This is a genomic window from Albidovulum sp. (assembly GCF_041919395.1).
In the GTDB taxonomy this organism is placed as follows: Bacteria; Pseudomonadota; Alphaproteobacteria; order Rhodobacterales; family Rhodobacteraceae; genus Albidovulum.
This window is the reverse complement of record NZ_JAYRTX010000086.1, coordinates 1-14,622: the sequence shown is the minus strand read 5'-3', so window position 1 is coordinate 14,622 and position 14,622 is coordinate 1. Positions and strand designations below refer to the sequence as shown.

13 protein-coding genes and 1 pseudogene are annotated in these 14,622 nt (G+C 68.9%); 8 read left to right on the top strand and 6 right to left on the bottom strand.

Annotated elements, in window-relative coordinates:
- Together ACMUOO_RS13500 and rpiA are read right to left on the bottom strand one after the other, a co-directional pair.
- The coding region (locus ACMUOO_RS13500) for an FAD-dependent oxidoreductase (protein ID WP_413855509.1) at positions 1 to 842 on the bottom strand (842 nt) is incomplete at its 3' end.
- Positions 843 to 888: 46 nt separating this feature from the next.
- Positions 889 to 1,677, bottom strand: coding sequence for a ribose-5-phosphate isomerase RpiA (rpiA, locus tag ACMUOO_RS13495; RefSeq protein WP_301917285.1), 789 nt, complete (start codon positions 1,675 to 1,677; stop codon positions 889 to 891).
- A 185-nt stretch (positions 1,678 to 1,862) separates the two neighbouring features.
- Between rpiA and ACMUOO_RS13490 the strand changes: the two genes are divergently transcribed.
- The 3 genes from ACMUOO_RS13490 to ACMUOO_RS13480 all read left to right on the top strand — a co-directional run bounded on the left by ACMUOO_RS13490 (position 1,863) and on the right by ACMUOO_RS13480 (position 4,997).
- Positions 1,863 to 2,555, top strand: a complete 693-nt coding sequence (locus ACMUOO_RS13490; protein WP_301917286.1) for a glutathione S-transferase family protein — start codon at positions 1,863 to 1,865, stop codon at positions 2,553 to 2,555.
- An 11-nt stretch (positions 2,556 to 2,566) separates the two neighbouring features.
- Positions 2,567 to 3,943 (top strand): L-serine ammonia-lyase, encoded by a 1,377-nt coding sequence (locus tag ACMUOO_RS13485; RefSeq protein WP_301917287.1) that lies wholly within the window; start codon positions 2,567 to 2,569, stop codon positions 3,941 to 3,943.
- Positions 3,944 to 4,073: 130 nt separating this feature from the next.
- Entirely contained in the window at positions 4,074 to 4,997 is a 924-nt protein-coding gene (locus ACMUOO_RS13480; RefSeq protein ID WP_301917288.1) for a DMT family transporter, read from the top strand.
- Here the strand turns inward: ACMUOO_RS13480 and ACMUOO_RS13475 are convergent.
- On the bottom strand, positions 4,975 to 5,646 hold the full coding sequence (locus ACMUOO_RS13475) for a thiamine diphosphokinase (protein WP_301917289.1): 672 nt from the start codon (positions 5,644 to 5,646) through the stop codon (positions 4,975 to 4,977). The two genes, ACMUOO_RS13480 and ACMUOO_RS13475, sit on opposite strands and share 23 nt — an antisense overlap.
- A gap of 141 nt (positions 5,647 to 5,787) precedes the next feature.
- Here ACMUOO_RS13475 and ACMUOO_RS13470 point away from each other — a divergent pair, with 141 nt between their 5' ends.
- Positions 5,788 to 8,388 (top strand): hypothetical protein, encoded by a 2,601-nt coding sequence (locus ACMUOO_RS13470; protein WP_413855506.1) that lies wholly within the window; start codon positions 5,788 to 5,790, stop codon positions 8,386 to 8,388.
- A gap of 25 nt (positions 8,389 to 8,413) precedes the next feature.
- Here the strand turns inward: ACMUOO_RS13470 and ACMUOO_RS13465 are convergent, their stop codons facing one another.
- A complete protein-coding gene (locus ACMUOO_RS13465; protein WP_301917291.1) occupies positions 8,414 to 8,671 on the bottom strand; it encodes a DUF2842 domain-containing protein in 258 nt (85 codons plus the stop codon).
- Between the two features lie 10 nt (positions 8,672 to 8,681).
- Positions 8,682 to 9,974, bottom strand: a complete 1,293-nt coding sequence (locus ACMUOO_RS13460; RefSeq protein WP_301917292.1) for an adenylosuccinate synthase — start codon at positions 9,972 to 9,974, stop codon at positions 8,682 to 8,684.
- A 264-nt stretch (positions 9,975 to 10,238) separates the two neighbouring features.
- Between ACMUOO_RS13460 and ACMUOO_RS13455 the strand changes: the two genes are divergently transcribed.
- The 3 genes from ACMUOO_RS13455 (at position 10,239) to ACMUOO_RS13445 (ending at position 12,966) form a co-directional block, all read left to right on the top strand.
- Positions 10,239 to 10,667: a CBS domain-containing protein gene (locus ACMUOO_RS13455; RefSeq protein WP_413855503.1), complete on the top strand. Its 429-nt coding sequence runs from the start codon at positions 10,239 to 10,241 to the stop codon at positions 10,665 to 10,667.
- Positions 10,668 to 10,777: 110 nt separating this feature from the next.
- Positions 10,778 to 11,161: a preprotein translocase subunit SecG gene (gene secG / locus ACMUOO_RS13450; RefSeq protein WP_301917294.1), complete on the top strand. Its 384-nt coding sequence runs from the start codon at positions 10,778 to 10,780 to the stop codon at positions 11,159 to 11,161.
- Positions 11,162 to 11,322: 161 nt separating this feature from the next.
- Positions 11,323 to 12,966, top strand: coding sequence for a CTP synthase (locus ACMUOO_RS13445; RefSeq protein ID WP_301917295.1), 1,644 nt, complete (start codon positions 11,323 to 11,325; stop codon positions 12,964 to 12,966).
- A gap of 6 nt (positions 12,967 to 12,972) precedes the next feature.
- On the opposite strand, the gene ACMUOO_RS13440 is transcribed toward ACMUOO_RS13445, so the two are convergent.
- Positions 12,973 to 13,296: a hypothetical protein gene (locus ACMUOO_RS13440; protein ID WP_413855501.1), complete on the bottom strand. Its 324-nt coding sequence runs from the start codon at positions 13,294 to 13,296 to the stop codon at positions 12,973 to 12,975.
- Between the two features lie 655 nt (positions 13,297 to 13,951).
- On the opposite strand from ACMUOO_RS13440, the pseudogene ACMUOO_RS13435 reads away from it, so the two are divergent.
- Positions 13,952 to 14,494, top strand: a pseudogene (locus tag ACMUOO_RS13435) (polyphosphate kinase 2); the annotation flags it as partial.
- Positions 14,495 to 14,622 lie beyond the last annotated feature (128 nt).

Here is a 14,622-nt window from a genome sequence, read left to right as displayed (position 1 = left end):
CGGCCGAGCCTGACGCCGGTCGCCTCGAGCCCGAGGCCCTCGGTATTCGGCACCCGCCCGGTGGCGTAGATGACCGCCTCGTGGACCGTCTCGTGCCCGTTGGTCGCGGTGACGCGGGTGCCGCCCGCCACCCGCTCCAACTCCATCACGTCGCAGCCGACATGCAGGTCGATGCCGGCCTCGCGCATGTGCTCGGCGATATGGCCCCGCGCCTCGCCGTCGAAGCCGCGCAGGATCTGCTCGCCCCGGTAGAACTGCGTGACCTTCACGCCCATCCCGTTGAGGATGCAGGCGAATTCACAAGCGATGAAGCCACCGCCGACGATCAGGGCGCTTTCCGGCAGCCTGTCGAGCTTGAAGATGTCGTTGGAGGTCAGCGCCCCCGCGGCCGCCGCGATGCCCGGCAGGAAAGGCCGCCCGCCAGTCGCGACGAGGATGTGCCGCGCCGTCACCCTCGCGCCGTCCGCCAGCCGCAGGGTGTGGGCGTCCTCCACCGTCGCGCGGGTATCGAAGACTGTCACGCCGGCCGTGTCGAGGCCCGCGCGATAGGCGCGCTCGAGCCGGTCGAGTTCCGCGTCGAGCCGGCCCCGGAACACCCGCCAGTCGAATTCGCCCGGGGTCACGTCCCAGCCATAGGCGCGCGCCTCGCCGAAGGTGTCGGCGAAGGACGATGCGAAGACCATCAGCTTCTTCGGTACGCAGCCGCGGATGACGCAGGTCCCGCCCATGCGGTCTTCCTCGGCCAGCGCGACTTTCGCGCCATGCTCGCCCGCCGCGATCCGCGCCGCGCGCACCCCGCCCGAGCCGCCGCCGATGACGAAGAGATCGTAGTCGAAGGCCATCCGTCCCCTCTCCTGCCCGTGCCGCTGCCGGCCCGGCCTTGCCGGCTCAGCGGCCGAGATCGGTGAAGACGTTTTCGGTTTCCGCAATCTCGATCCGCCCGCGTTCGACCGTGCCGGTCGTGATGTCCCTGATCTCGACCCGGCCGTCGCCATGGCCGATGATGACCCGGTCACAGATATCTACGAATAGCCCGTTTTCAACCACGCCCGGCACCTGGTTGAGCGCGAGCGCGAGTTGGCGCGCGTTGCCGATCCTGCCGAGGTGAAGGTCGAGGATGCGGTTGCCCTCGTCCGTCGTATAGGGCCGGTCGCCGTCCATGCGCAGCGTGATCTCGCGGCCGAGCACGTCGAGCGCGGCGAGCATCTCGCCGATCAGCGCCTTCGAGGTCTGCCAGCCGAAGCCGATGACCTCGACCGGCAGGGGAAACGCCCCGAGCCGGGCGACCTCCTTGCCGGTATCGGCAATGACGATCATCTGGTCCGAGGCGGTGGCGACGATCTTTTCCTGAAGGAGCGCCCCGCCGCCGCCCTTGATGAGGTTCAATTCGCCGTCGAACTCGTCGGTCCCGTCGATCGTCAGATCGAGCCAGCGCGCCTCGTCGAGCGTGACGACCTCGATTCCCTCGGCCCGCGCCAGCGCCGCGGTGCGGCTCGATGTCGGCACGCCGGATATCCTGAGGCCCTCCTGCCGCACACGCTCGCCCAGGAGCCGCACCATCCAGGCGGCCGTCGACCCGGTGCCGAGCCCGACGCGCATCCCGCTCTCGACGAAATCCACGGCCTTCTTCGCGGCGACGAACTTCGCCCGTTCGACGGGGGACAGGTCAGCGGCCATCACTCTCTCCGTTTCGGTCCTGGCCCGGTTATAAGGAACCCATGGCCCGGGCGCGAGCGGCAAATCGCACATCGCGGGAAGGGACCCGGCCCGGCCTCCCGCGCGCTTTTCTCCCCGGGAGGTCGTATTTCGCACGGCGCGCGGGCCGCGCCGGGCCGATAACGGCGCGGACAGGACCCGCGCGCATGTACATTCTCCACTACGCCCCCGACAACGCCTCGCTCATCGTGCGCCTCGCGCTCGAGGAGATCGGGCTTGCCTACGAGACACGGCTGGTCGACCGCCGCACCCGCGCCCAGGACACGCCCGCCTACCGCCGGCTAAATCCCGCCGGGCTGATCCCGGCGCTCGAGACGCCCGAGGGGACGCTCTTCGAGACCGGGGCGATCCTCCTCTGGCTTTCCGAATGCCACGGCGCGCTTGCCCCGGCCCCCGGCTCGAAGGGACGAGGCGACTTCCTGAAGTGGCTCTTCTTCACCTCGAACACGTTGCACGCCGACATGCGGACGCTCTTCTACGCCGACCGCTACGCCGGATCGGAGGCGGCGCTCCCCGCCTTCTCCGCCGCCACCCGCGTGCGTATCGCCGGCCACCTCGCGCTCGTCGACGCGATGGCCGCCGGCCGCCCCGCCTGGTGCCGCCCCGACGCGCCCTCGGTCCTCACCTGCTACCTCGCGCCGCTGATGCGCTGGCTCGCGCTTTATCCCGAGGACGGCGCGGGCTGGTTCGACCTCGCCGCCTTCCCCGCCCTTCACAGCCTCGCCGCGGCGATGGAAGCGCGACGCTCCGCGCTGGCCGCGGCCCTTGCGGAAGGGCTCGGGCCCACCATCTTCACGAGACCCTCCTACGCGACCCCTCCCGAGGGCAGCGCCACCTGAAAGGACCAACGATGTTCCTCTCCGTCTTCGACATGTTCAAGGTGGGCGTGGGCCCGTCCTCCTCGCACACGATGGGGCCGATGGTGGCGGGCGCGCGCTTCCTCGAGACCTTGCGCGCCTCGCCCTTCCACCCCGCGGGCCTGCGCGCCTCGCTGCACGGCTCGCTCGCCTTCACCGGCAAGGGCCATGCCACCGACCGCGCGACGATCCTCGGGCTCGCCGGCTTTCTGCCCGACAGCTACGATCACGAGAAGGCCGAGGCGGCGATGGCGGCCATCGCGGAGTCCGGCACCGTTACCCCCCCGGGCCTGCCCACGCTGGCCTTCCGGCCCGACACCGACCTCGTCTTCGACTACCGCGAGCGGCTGCCCGGCCATTCCAACGGCATGATCCTGATGGCGACCGACGCCGAGGGCGACGTGATCCTGCAGGAGACCTACTACTCCATCGGCGGCGGCTTCGTGGTGACCGCGGCCGAGCTTGCGGCGGCGGACAAGACGGCCGCGGCCCCCTCCGGCGTCCCCTATCCGTTCGAGACCGCGGCCGAGATGCTCTCGATGGCCGCGGCCTCGGGCAAGTCCATCGCCGAGATGAAGCGCGCCAACGAACGCCATTTCCGCAGCGTGGGCGAGATCGACGCCGGGATTGCCCGGCTCTGGCAGGTGATGGACGGCTGCATCGAGCGCGGCCTGAAGGGCGAGGGCATCCTTCCCGGCGGGCTGAAGGTGCGCCGCCGCGCCAAGGCGATCCACGAGGCGCTGCTGGCCGAACGCGGTCTGAACCTCGTGCCGCCGCACACGATCAACGACTGGATCAGCCTCTACGCGCTTGCCGTGAACGAGGAGAACGCGGTGGGCGGCCAGGTCGTCACCGCGCCGACGAACGGGGCGGCGGGCGTTCTGCCGGCGGTGCTGCGCTACTGGCTCGACCATGTTCCCGGCGCCTCGCCCACGCGGATCGGGGAATTCCTGCTCACCGCCTCGGCCATCGGCGGGCTGTGCAAGCACAACGCCTCGATCTCGGGCGCCGAGGGCGGGTGCCAGGCCGAGATGGGCAGCGCCGCCGCGATGGCCGCGGCCGGGCTCTGCGCCGTCCTTGGCGGCACGCCCGAGCAGGTGGAGAACGCCGCCGAGATCGCGCTGGAACATCACCTCGGCATGACCTGCGACCCGGTGAAGGGCCTCGTCCAGGTGCCCTGCATCGAAAGGAACGCGCTCGGCGCGATCAAGGCCGTCTCGGCCGCCTCGCTCGCGCTCAGGGGTGACGGCCAGCACTTCGTGCCGCTCGATGCCGCGATCGAGACGATGCGCCAGACCGGGCACGACATGCACGAGAAGTACAAGGAAACCTCGCTTGGCGGGCTCGCGGTGAACGTCCCGAACTGCTGATCCGGGGGTCCGAGATCACGCGGAAAATCTCGGCACCGGAGCCGCACCGCCGCCGGAAAACCGGCACCCACGGGCGCACGGGGTCGCTTTCGGAATGGACGCGGCACAGCCCTCCCTGTAGCCGGGGGTCATGACCCGGACCGACCGCATTCTGCCCGGCGTGGCGCTGATGATCGCCTTCTGCATCGTCGCGCCCCTGATCGACGTGGCCTCCAAGCTCGCCGGCGCGGGCGTGCCCGTGGGCGTCATCGTGTTCGGCCGCGGCGTCGTGCAGGCGGCACTGATGGCGCCCGTGGTCCTGCTCATGGGCCTGTCTTTCGGCCTCGGCCGGCGCGCCTTCCGCCTTCTCGCCCTGCGCGCCTTCTTCCTCGTCGCCTCGACCTACTGCTTCGTGGCGGCCCTCCGCGTCATGCCCATCGCCGACGCGCTCGCCATCGTCTTCGTGGAGCCCTTCGTGATCCTCCTCATCGGTCGCTTCGCGCTTGGCGAGGAGGTCGGCCCCCGACGGCTCGCCGCCTCCGTGGTGGGCTTCGTGGGCTCGCTTCTGGTCATCCAGCCGTCCTTCGCGGCCTTCGGCGCGGTGGCGCTCCTGCCCCTCGGCACTGCCGTCAGCTTCGCCTTCTACATGCTCGTCACCCGCACGCTTTCGGCCAGCGTCCATCCGGTGCCGATGCAGTTCCATACCGCACTTCTCGCCGCGCTGATCTGCGTGCCGCTCCTCGCGCTCGGCACCGCGGTCGGCGAACCCTCGACCACCTTCGCGCTGCCGCAGGGCATCTTCTGGCTCTGGGTTTTCTGTGTCGGCCTCGCCTCGGCGGTCAGCCACATGGCGATCACCTATGCCCTCGCCTTCGCCCCTTCCTCGACGCTCGCCCCGCTCCATTACCTCGAGATCGTGACGGCGGTGGTCCTCGGCTATCTCGTCTTCGGCGACCTGCCGAACGCGCTGACGGTCGCCGGCATCGCCATAATCGTCGCTTCCGGGCTCTACATCATCCACCGCGAAAGGGTGACGGCCCGCACCCGCGGGCTCACCACGGAACTGCCTGCCTGAGCCCTTCGATCGCCGCCAGAAGGGCGGCGCGGGGCAGGATCACCAGCATCCCCGGCCTGGCAAAGGCCATATCGACGGGTCCCTCGGCCTGGTTCGAGGTGCCGATCCGGCCGTCCGGGCGGAAGTCGAGCCCCTCGATCGGCCACCTCAGTCCCGTCGCGCGCCCCGCGACCGCCGCCATCGGGAAGAGCGAGACACGCGTGCCGGCCGTGAGGTCGAGCGCGATCCGGCGCGGCGCGGCGAAGGCCGCGTCGCGCGCCGTCAGGATCAGGCAGCGCCGCCCGGGGTGGCGCACGAGCGCATTCCACGCGGCAAGCGTGTGATCGGCGCGGGGCCCCGCGAAGCCCAGCCCCAGGATATAGGGCGCCTCGATCCGCATCAGGCATTTCTCGAAGTCGGTCGTTTCCTGCTCGGCCACATGGAGGAACCGTGCAGCGGGCACCGCGGCGCGGGTCCGCGCGCTCACCGAATCGAGATCGCCGATCACGCGATGGGGAACATGCCCCGCACTGACCGCCACATTGGCGCCACCATCAGCCGCTACAAGGCAGGGCGCGAGTTGCAGCGCCGCGGCCAGCGCGCCCCGGGCGAGGCTCCCCGCGCCCACCAGTGTCACTGGCGACGAGGATTGGACAATATCGGTTATCATGGCAGGATTGATGGCGATTAAGGCGCAATAACACAATGTCGGCCAGAAAAAATCCTTCAATTCACCCGGTTTTGTCCACGCTGACGCGCTAGTTCGGAGCCAGCCTCATCGGGCAGGCAATAGAAAGAAGGCGAGCATCCCATGGTCGGTGCAAGCAAGATCCTGACGGTTTCCTACGGCACGTTCTCGTGCACGCTGGAAGGTTTCGACGATCCCTTCAACACGATGCGGGCGATCGCGGAATACTTCCGGGATCTCGCCGCCGAGGACCGCTTCTTTGGCGCGACGCCTCCCACACCCGACGCCGACATGCTCCACCGCATCGCCGAGCGCGAGAACCAGCGCCGTGTCGAGGCCCGCGTGAGCGATCATGGCATTGTCCTGCGCGCCAGGGATGAGGCCGTCGCCGCGCCCGCCGCTCCGCTGGCCGAAGTGGCCCGCGCCCCGGTGGCGGAACCTGCGCCCGTTGCCCCGTCGGTCTCGACCTCCGCCGCGGCCCTCGCCACGGCGGCCGCCGAGCCCGCCGCTGCCCCCGAATCCGACTACGACGACCTCACCGAGGAGACCATGGACGCCGCGGAGGCCGAGGTCTTCGCCCGCGTCACCGCGCCTGCCGCCGAGGCAGCCGCCCCCCTGACCGTCGAACCGGCGGCCGAAGCCGCGATCGACGACATGGGCGATGTCGCCGCAAAACTCTCGCGCATCCGGGCGGTGATCGCCGCGGCCCAGGCCGCGAAGGCCGCCCCCGTCCCGGCCGCCGACGAAACCGTCTTCGAGGACGCGCAGGACATGGCGCCGACTGCCTTCGAGGAGGAGGCCGTTGCCGAGGCAGAGTTCGACTCCGCCGCGACGGTGGACGACGATTTCGGCTTCGAACTGGAACTCGACGATTTCCCGGTCTCGCGTCCGGCCGCGCCGGTGGTGCCCGAGGCCGCCGCCGAACCCGAGTTCGACGCGGATACGGCCGACGAGGCGGTCGCGGAAACCGAAGCAGAAGACGAAGAAGAACCCGTGACCGGGGCGTCCGAGCCTGGCGAGCCCGCCGAATGGGAGGTCGAGCCGGAGGTTGCCGAACGCGCCGCCGAGGTCGAAGCGGCCGCCGTGCCGGAAGAGATCGAGGACCTGACCGGCGAGGAGACGGCGGCCGAGGCCGAGCCCGCCGAAGCGCTGCTCTCCGATGAGGACTTCGACGACGACGACTACGCCGCGCTTGCCGTCGCGACGCTGATGGGTGCCGATGGCGGGATCGCGGCCGATGCCGCGACGGCGCCGGAAGCGGCAGGCGATGTCGTCGCCGAGGACGACGCCCGGCTCGACGCGCTCGACCTCGCCGGCTGGCGCGTGGAGGCGGACGAGGAAGACGAGAGCGCCGAGGACGAGGCCGAAGCGGAGTTTGAGGGCGACGAGGACGACGAGGACTTCGTCGCGGACGCTGCGGAAGAACCCGCCGCCCGCCCGCAGGCGGCCGGACCCGCCGAACGCCGGCCCGGCTTCTTCGAGCGCGCCCGCGCCCGCGTCATCAACATCCGCCGTGGCGCCGAGCCGGAGGCAGCGACCGTCGAGGCGGTCGATGACCCGGCGGCCGAGGCAAGTGCTCCTGTCACCGCCGGAACGGAGGCCCATGCCGCAGCGGAAGTCGCGGCTGACGAGGATCCTCTCATCCTCGCCACCCCCGAGGCACCAGCCGAAGACACCGACGCCGCGGAGGAGGTCGAGCACGCCGCGATCTTCGCCGCGCTGACCGAAGACGAGGATGGCGAGGAGCGCTTCGAGGAAGACCTCGCGGAGGCGCCGGAGGAAGCCGCGGCGGTCGAGACCGACGATGCCGCAGACGCGGAGCCGGAAGAGGACCACGCGGCGATCCTCGCAGAGATCGGCGCTGCCATCGCCGCCTCGCACGACGAGACGGAGGACGACGAGGCCCTGTCGCGCGATCTCGCGGCGATGGCTCGCGACGCCCGCCGCGACTCTCACGAGGGCCGCACGATCCTCGAGGACCACGCCGGCGATGGCGACGCCTCGGTCGAACGGCTCATGGAAGAGGCGAAGTCGAAACTCGAAGGCGACGAAAGCCGCCGCCGCTTCTCGGCCATCGCGCATCTGAAGGCAGCGGTCGCCGCGACCGTGGCCGACCGCAAGCTGAAGCCGCAGGCGATGCCGACCGATCAGGCCGCCCCGGAGGAGGACATCGACCGCTACCGCGACGATCTGTCGAAGGCGGTCCGTCCGCGCCGCCCGGTGGCCGAAGGCACGCCGGCAACGCGCCGTCCCGCACTCAGCGACCGGCCCGCGCCGCTGGTGCTCGTCTCCGAGCAGCGCGTGGACGTTCCGGCCGACGAGGTCCGGCACGCCGCCGCCGTCCGCCCGCGCCGGATCGGCGCCGCGGCCCTGTCGATTTCCGAGGTCGAGGAGGATTTCGACGACGAGTCGCCGCTCTCGCCCGAAGAGGCCAGGAGCTTCGCCGAGTTCGCCGACCGCCTCGGCGCGACGGACCTTGCCGAGCTTCTCGAAGCCGCGGCCGCCTATACCGCAACGGTCGAGGGCCTGCCGCATTTCTCGCGCCCGCATCTCCTGAAGAAGATCGCCAACTTCGCCGAGGAGGAGGAATTCAGCCGCGAGGATGGCCTGCGCTCCTTCGGGATGCTGCTCCGCCAGGGCAAGATCCAGAAGATCAGCCGCGGCCAGTTCACCATCACCGAGTCGTCGCGCTTCATGGAACAGGCGCGCCGGGTGGCGCACTGAACCGGCACCCTCGGGAACCCGCGTGTCAGGCGGAGCGGTCCCCGGACCGCTCCATTTCCGTTTCCGGATCGGGCTTGCCGATGCCTCGGAAGACGAAGCGGAAGGGCAGCGCCCAGAGGAAGCCGAGGATCACATAGACGGCAAGCTCGGCCAAGACTGGCAGCCGCCCGAAGCGGTCGTTGATCAAGCCCGTCAGCGTCACCGCCGCAACGATATAGGCGGGCAGCCCAACCACAAGGATCAGGGCCGACAGGCGGCGGCGGGTGCGGTAGGACAGAGCCATTGGCCCGCGCTCAGTCGGCGAAGGGATCGGTGACGAGGATCGTGTCGTCGCGCTCGGGGCTTGTCGAGAGCATTGCCACCGGGCACTGGATCAGTTCCTCGATCCGGCGGACATACTTCACCGCCGCGCCGGGAAGGTCGGCCCAGCTCCGCGCGCCCTCGGTCGACTGGCTCCAGCCCTCCACCTCCTCGTAGACAGGCGTGCAGCGCGCCTGTGCATCGGCGGCGGTCGGCAGGTAGTCGAGCGTCCGCCCGTCAAGCTTGTAGCCGGTGCAGATCCGGATCGTCTCGAACCCGTCGAGCACGTCGAGCTTCGTGAGCGCGATGCCGTTGATGCCGGAAATGGCGCAGGTCTGGCGCACGAGGACCGCGTCGAACCAGCCGCAGCGGCGCTTGCGCCCGGTAACGGTACCGAACTCGCGGCCACGCTCGCCAAGCCTTTCGCCGTCCGCATCCTTCAGTTCGGTCGGGAAAGGCCCCTCGCCGACACGGGTCGTGTAAGCCTTGACGATGCCGAGGACAAAGCCGATGGCGCCCGGCCCGAGGCCGACGCCGGTCGCCGCCTGCCCGGCGATGACGTTCGAGGAGGTGACATAGGGATAGGTGCCGAAATCGATGTCGAGAAGCGAGCCCTGGGCGCCCTCGAAGAGGATGCGCTTGCCGGCACGGCGCGCCTCGTTCATCACCTTCCAGACCGGGGCGGCGTATTTCAGGATTTCGGGCGCGATCGCGTTCAGCTTCGCCAGAAGCGCCGCCCGGTCGATCGGGGCAAGCCCGAGGCCCGAACGCAGGGCGTTGTGGTGGACGAGCGCGCGGTCGACGCGCAGTTCCAGCGTCGCGGGATCGGCAAGGTCGGCCACGCGGATCACCCGGCGCCCCACCTTGTCCTCGTAGGCCGGGCCGATGCCGCGCCCGGTGGTGCCGATCTTGGCCACGCTCGCCTGCGCCTCCCGCGCGCGGTCGAGCTCGCCGTGATAGGGCAGGATCAGGGGCGTGTTCTCGGCGATCATCAGTGTCTCGGGGCTGATCTTAACCCCCTTCTCGCGGATCGCCGCGATTTCCGAGACCAGATGCCAAGGGTCGAGCACCACGCCGTTGCCTATGACGCTGAGCTTTCCGCCACGCACCACGCCCGAGGGCAGTGCGTTGAGCTTGTAGACCTCGCCGCCCACGACGAGCGTATGGCCCGCGTTGTGGCCACCCTGAAAGCGCGCGATCACGTCGGCGCGTTCCGAAAGCCAGTCGACGATCTTGCCCTTGCCCTCGTCGCCCCACTGGGCGCCCACCACAACGACATTGGCCATCGCTCACTCTCCTGATCCGGCAAACGGGCAGACGTATAGCGATGCCGGCGAGCCGACGGAACCCCAATCTTGGCGCCCCGGCCCCCGGCCCCCGGCCCGGCCCCCGGCCCCGGCCCCCGGCCCCGGCGCCGGGCTGCGTCGACCATTGACGCAGGTCAACGCCACGCGGCGGAAGCGGGCGCATGATATATCATGATGGGTTCGTGCCGCCGGACACCGTCCGGCGCTCGGGGGCCGCGGGCAGTCTCAGTCGGAGGTCTCAGCATGGCATTTGTTCGCGACATTCTCGACGCCAAGGGCCGCGACATCCACCGCGTCGGGCCCGAAGACATGGTGCTCGCCGCACTCCGGCTCATGGCGGAGCGCGACATCGGCGCGGTTCTGGTGACGGAGGGGGACCGGCTCGTCGGCATCTTCACCGAGCGGCTCTACGCCCGCGAGGTCTTCCTGAAGGGCCGCGCCTCGCCCGGCACGCGGGTCAGCGAGGTGATGGAGCGCGACGTGATCACGGTCTCGCCCGACGAGACGGTGGACCTTTGCATGGCGCTGATGACCGAGCACCGCATCCGGCACCTTCCGGTCATGGCCGGAGGGCGCCTTGTCGGCATGATCTCCATCGGCGACCTGATGAAGCGCATCATCGAGGACCGGGAATTCGACATCGGCCAACTCGTCGACTACGTCGCCCGGTAGCGGTCCGCGGCGGAGCGGAGCCGGGTCCGGAGCCGCCATGACTGAGGGGGTTGCGGCGCGGGGCGCATCGCCCTAGATAGGCGCGTCGGCACGTGACAAAGGCCCCGTTCATGGAAAACGTCCTCCTCACCGTCCATCTGATCATCGCCCTGATGATGATCGGCGTGGTGCTCCTGCAGCGTTCGGAAGGCGGCGGGCTTCTCTCCGGCGGGGGCGCCTTCTCGGCGCGGGGCGCGGCGAACGCCCTGACCAGGCTCACCTGGATTCTCGCGGCCGCCTTCATCGCCACATCGATCACGCTGACGATCCTCGCCGCCGAGAAGTCGAAGGGCGGTTCGGTCCTCGACACCGCGGGCGAGGCACCCGCCGATGCGCCGGCCGCGCCGTCGACCCCGGCGCTGCCCGTGGGCGATCTCCTGCCGCCGCCGTCCGCGGATGCACCGGTCACGCCGCCTTCCGCCGACGCCCCGGCCGCACCGCCGCCAGCCAACTGAGCCACCACAACGCTTTGCCCGCTCGGCTTCGCCGGGCACAACCCTTTGCGGTCCGGTTGCGGGGGGATCGCGAATCTGTTACTGCTTGACTCCCGTGATGCCGTGTCCTTGCGCGATGCGGCCAACCCAGAAACCTGAGGCACTCACGGGGAGTTCACCGCATGGCGCGCTACGTTTTCATCACCGGCGGGGTGGTCTCTTCGCTTGGCAAGGGCCTCGCCTCGGCGGCCCTCGGCGCGCTTCTCCAGGCACGCGGGTTTTCCGTCCGGCTGCGCAAGCTCGATCCCTACCTCAATGTCGATCCCGGCACCATGTCGCCCTTCGAGCATGGCGAGGTCTTCGTGACCGATGATGGGGCGGAAACCGACCTCGACCTCGGCCACTACGAGCGCTTCACCGGGGTCCATGCCCGCAAGACCGACAGCATCTCCTCGGGCCGCATCTATTCCAACGTGCTGGAGAAGGAGCGCCGCGGCGACTACCTCGGCAAGACGATCCAGGTCATTCCCCACGTCACCAACGAGATCAAGGACTTCATCGCCATCGGCGACGACGAGGTCGATTTCATGCTCTGCGAGATCGGCGGCACCGTGGGCGACATCGAGGGCCTTCCCTTCTTCGAGGCGATCCGGCAGTTCAGCCAGGACCGGCCGCGCGGCCAGTGCATCTTCATGCACCTGACGCTCCTGCCCTACCTCGCGGCGAGCGGAGAGCTGAAGACCAAGCCGACGCAGCACTCGGTCAAGGAGCTTCGCTCCATCGGCCTGCAGCCCGACGTGCTCGTCTGTCGCTCCGAACACCCGATCCCGGAGAAGGAGCGGGCGAAGATCGCACTTTTCTGCAACGTCCGCCCCGACAGCGTGATCCCGGCCTACGACCTCAATTCGATCTACGAGGCCCCCCTCGCCTACCACCGCGCCGGGCTCGACCAGGCGGTGCTCGACGCCTTCGGGATCAGCCCCGCGCCGAAGCCGAACCTCGACCGCTGGGAGGACGTGATGGACCGCCTCACCCATGCCGAGGGCGAGGTGCGGGTGGCCATCGTCGGCAAGTACACCCAGCTCGAGGACGCCTACAAGTCGATCGCCGAGGCGCTGACCCACGGCGGCATGGCGAACCGGACGCGGGTCAAGGCGGAGTGGATCGACGCCGAGATCTTCGAGCGCGAGGACCCCGCGCCCTGGCTGGAGAATTTCCACGCAATCCTCGTCCCCGGCGGCTTCGGCGAGCGCGGGACCGAGGGCAAGATCAAGGCCGCCCAGTTCGCCCGCGAAAAGCAGATCCCCTATCTCGGCATCTGCCTCGGGATGCAGATGGCGGTGATCGAGGCGGCGCGGAACCTCGCCGGCCTGACCCGCGCGGGATCGGAGGAATTCGACCACGAGAAGGGCGAGAAGCGGTTCGAGCCCGTCGTCTATCACCTGAAGGAATGGGTGCAGGGCAACCACATGGTCAGCCGCAAGGCCAGCGACGACAAGGGCGGCACAATGCGGCTCGGCGCCTATACCGCGCATCTGAAGGCCGGCTCGAAGGTCGCCGGGGTCTATGGCGCAACCGAGATCGAGGAACGCCACCGCCACCGCTACGAGGTGGACATCAAGTACCGCGAGAAACTCGAGGCCTGCGGCCTGATCTTCTCCGGCATGTCGCCCGACGGGCGACTGCCGGAGATCGTCGAGTGGCAGGACCACCCCTGGTTCATCGGCGTGCAGTTCCACCCCGAGCTGAAATCCAAACCCTTCGCGCCCCATCCCTTGTTTGCGGATTTCGTGCGGGCGGCGAAGGAGGTGGAAAGGCTGGTGTAGATGGAGCTATGCCAGTTTCTTGATTGCATTTTGCAGCGCATCAAGTGCGAGCTCAGACTCTCCAGAAACATCACCAGCACCGGCAATCAGTTCCACCGCTTCTTTCAATATCTCGCGCACCTCGAATACCGTTCGCAGCGAAACGTATGGGCCGGGAGGTGGCAGCTTGCTTTCCTCCGCCGCAGGTGCGGTCGGATAATCGCATGAGCCATTGGCAACTTCCGCGACCCGGCCACCGTTAACTCCGAAGAACGCTGCAATATCGTGCTGCTTGTCGCCTCGTGCGAGCATGCCTTTGACAATTTGAGTTTCGCGGTAAGTAAACGACAATCTGCACCTATGGAGTGAGAACTGATTGGAGAAGCTATCTTTTTGGGGCCGGATTTTTCAAGTGTTCGCAGAAAGATTCGGTTATCCTACCCGCCCGATTTGTCCCGCGACAAGTCGAGGCATTGCCTCGACGGCCGCGCCTGCCACCCGGCCCGCCCACGGGGCGGGCGTTCTTCGGGGCAAAGGTCCACAGGACCTTTGCTGATCCCGCATCACCCCCCGGCAGGCGCGTTACCGCGCGCTCCCGGGCCGCCCGACACGGTCGGGCGTTCGACCGGGAAACGGTCCACTGGACCGTTTCTGATCCGGTCTCACCCCAGGCAGACGCGCCCCGATTTTCAACCGACAGCGCCAGCGGAGAGCCCCTTGCCCTCCGGCTTGCACCTCCGGGCAATCGGACCGGGTGACGTGCCACTGGCACGTCCCTTTCCGGTCCTCTGACCGCAGCGAAACCCCACCCGAAGCAGCCGCCTCCACTTTATGCGCCAGTCCTGCGCCCGCCTCCGGACCTCGCCGACCAAGCGCTTCCCTCCCCCCTCGTGGGGGAGGGAGAGGGAGGGGGCCGCGCGGCCACTCCACACCCACCTCACCCCCTTGTCACCCAAACGTCACGGACCCATGCTCCAACCGGCCAACCCACGCCACGGAGCACCCGATGACCGCCCCCGACGACACCCACCCCTCGCAGGACTGGCTCGAGGCGGAACTCGCCGACACGCTCGACGAGGATTTCGAGCTGGAACTGGAGGACGCGGTCCTCTCGCTCGAGATCAAGCGCATCTACAAGACCCGCCACCCCGACACGATCGACCGCCACACCTATTTCCAAAGCCTGATCCGGCTGCAATCGGAACTCATCAAGCTTCAGGACTGGGTCCAGCACACCCGGCAAAAGGTCGTGGTGATCTTCGAGGGGCGCGACTCGGCGGGCAAGGGCGGCGTCATCAAGCGGATCAGCCAGAGGCTCAACCCCCGCGTCGTGCGGGTGGTGGCGCTGCCCGCGCCCTCGGACCGCGAGAAGACGCAGTGGTACTTCCAGCGCTACGTCCCCCACCTGCCGGCGGGGGGCGAGATCGTGCTCTTCGACCGGTCCTGGTACAACCGGGCCGGGGTGGAGCGGGTAATGGGCTTCGCCTCGGAGACGCAGGTGGAGGAGTTCTTCCACGACGTGCCGGAGTTCGAGCGGATGCTGGTGCGGTGTAAGCGGCGGCTCCAACCCATTGAATTGATGTATTCCTGACGCGTGACGGGCCTGCGAGAAGGTCTGCGTGAGCAGATGGAGATTTGTCATGGCGGATGGTGGTGACGGGTTTATTGGGCGTTGCG

Excerpts from the sequence above, each read along its gene's own strand:
- ACMUOO_RS13485 (WP_301917287.1), top strand. The coding sequence starts at position 2,567 with ATGTTCCTCTCCGTCTTCGACATGTTCAAGGTGGGCGTGGGCCCGTCC.
- ACMUOO_RS13475 (WP_301917289.1), bottom strand. The coding sequence starts at position 5,646 with ATGATAACCGATATTGTCCAATCCTCGTCGCCAGTGACACTGGTGGGC.
- secG (WP_301917294.1), top strand. The coding sequence starts at position 10,778 with ATGGAAAACGTCCTCCTCACCGTCCATCTGATCATCGCCCTGATGATG.
- ACMUOO_RS13465 (WP_301917291.1), bottom strand. The coding sequence starts at position 8,671 with ATGGCTCTGTCCTACCGCACCCGCCGCCGCCTGTCGGCCCTGATCCTT.
- ACMUOO_RS13445 (WP_301917295.1), top strand. The coding sequence starts at position 11,323 with ATGGCGCGCTACGTTTTCATCACCGGCGGGGTGGTCTCTTCGCTTGGC.
- rpiA (WP_301917285.1), bottom strand. The coding sequence starts at position 1,677 with ATGGCCGCTGACCTGTCCCCCGTCGAACGGGCGAAGTTCGTCGCCGCG.
- ACMUOO_RS13460 (WP_301917292.1), bottom strand. The coding sequence starts at position 9,974 with ATGGCCAATGTCGTTGTGGTGGGCGCCCAGTGGGGCGACGAGGGCAAG.
- ACMUOO_RS13480 (WP_301917288.1), top strand. The coding sequence starts at position 4,074 with ATGACCCGGACCGACCGCATTCTGCCCGGCGTGGCGCTGATGATCGCC.
- ACMUOO_RS13470 (WP_413855506.1), top strand. The coding sequence starts at position 5,788 with ATGGTCGGTGCAAGCAAGATCCTGACGGTTTCCTACGGCACGTTCTCG.
- ACMUOO_RS13490 (WP_301917286.1), top strand. The coding sequence starts at position 1,863 with ATGTACATTCTCCACTACGCCCCCGACAACGCCTCGCTCATCGTGCGC.
- ACMUOO_RS13455 (WP_413855503.1), top strand. The coding sequence starts at position 10,239 with ATGGCATTTGTTCGCGACATTCTCGACGCCAAGGGCCGCGACATCCAC.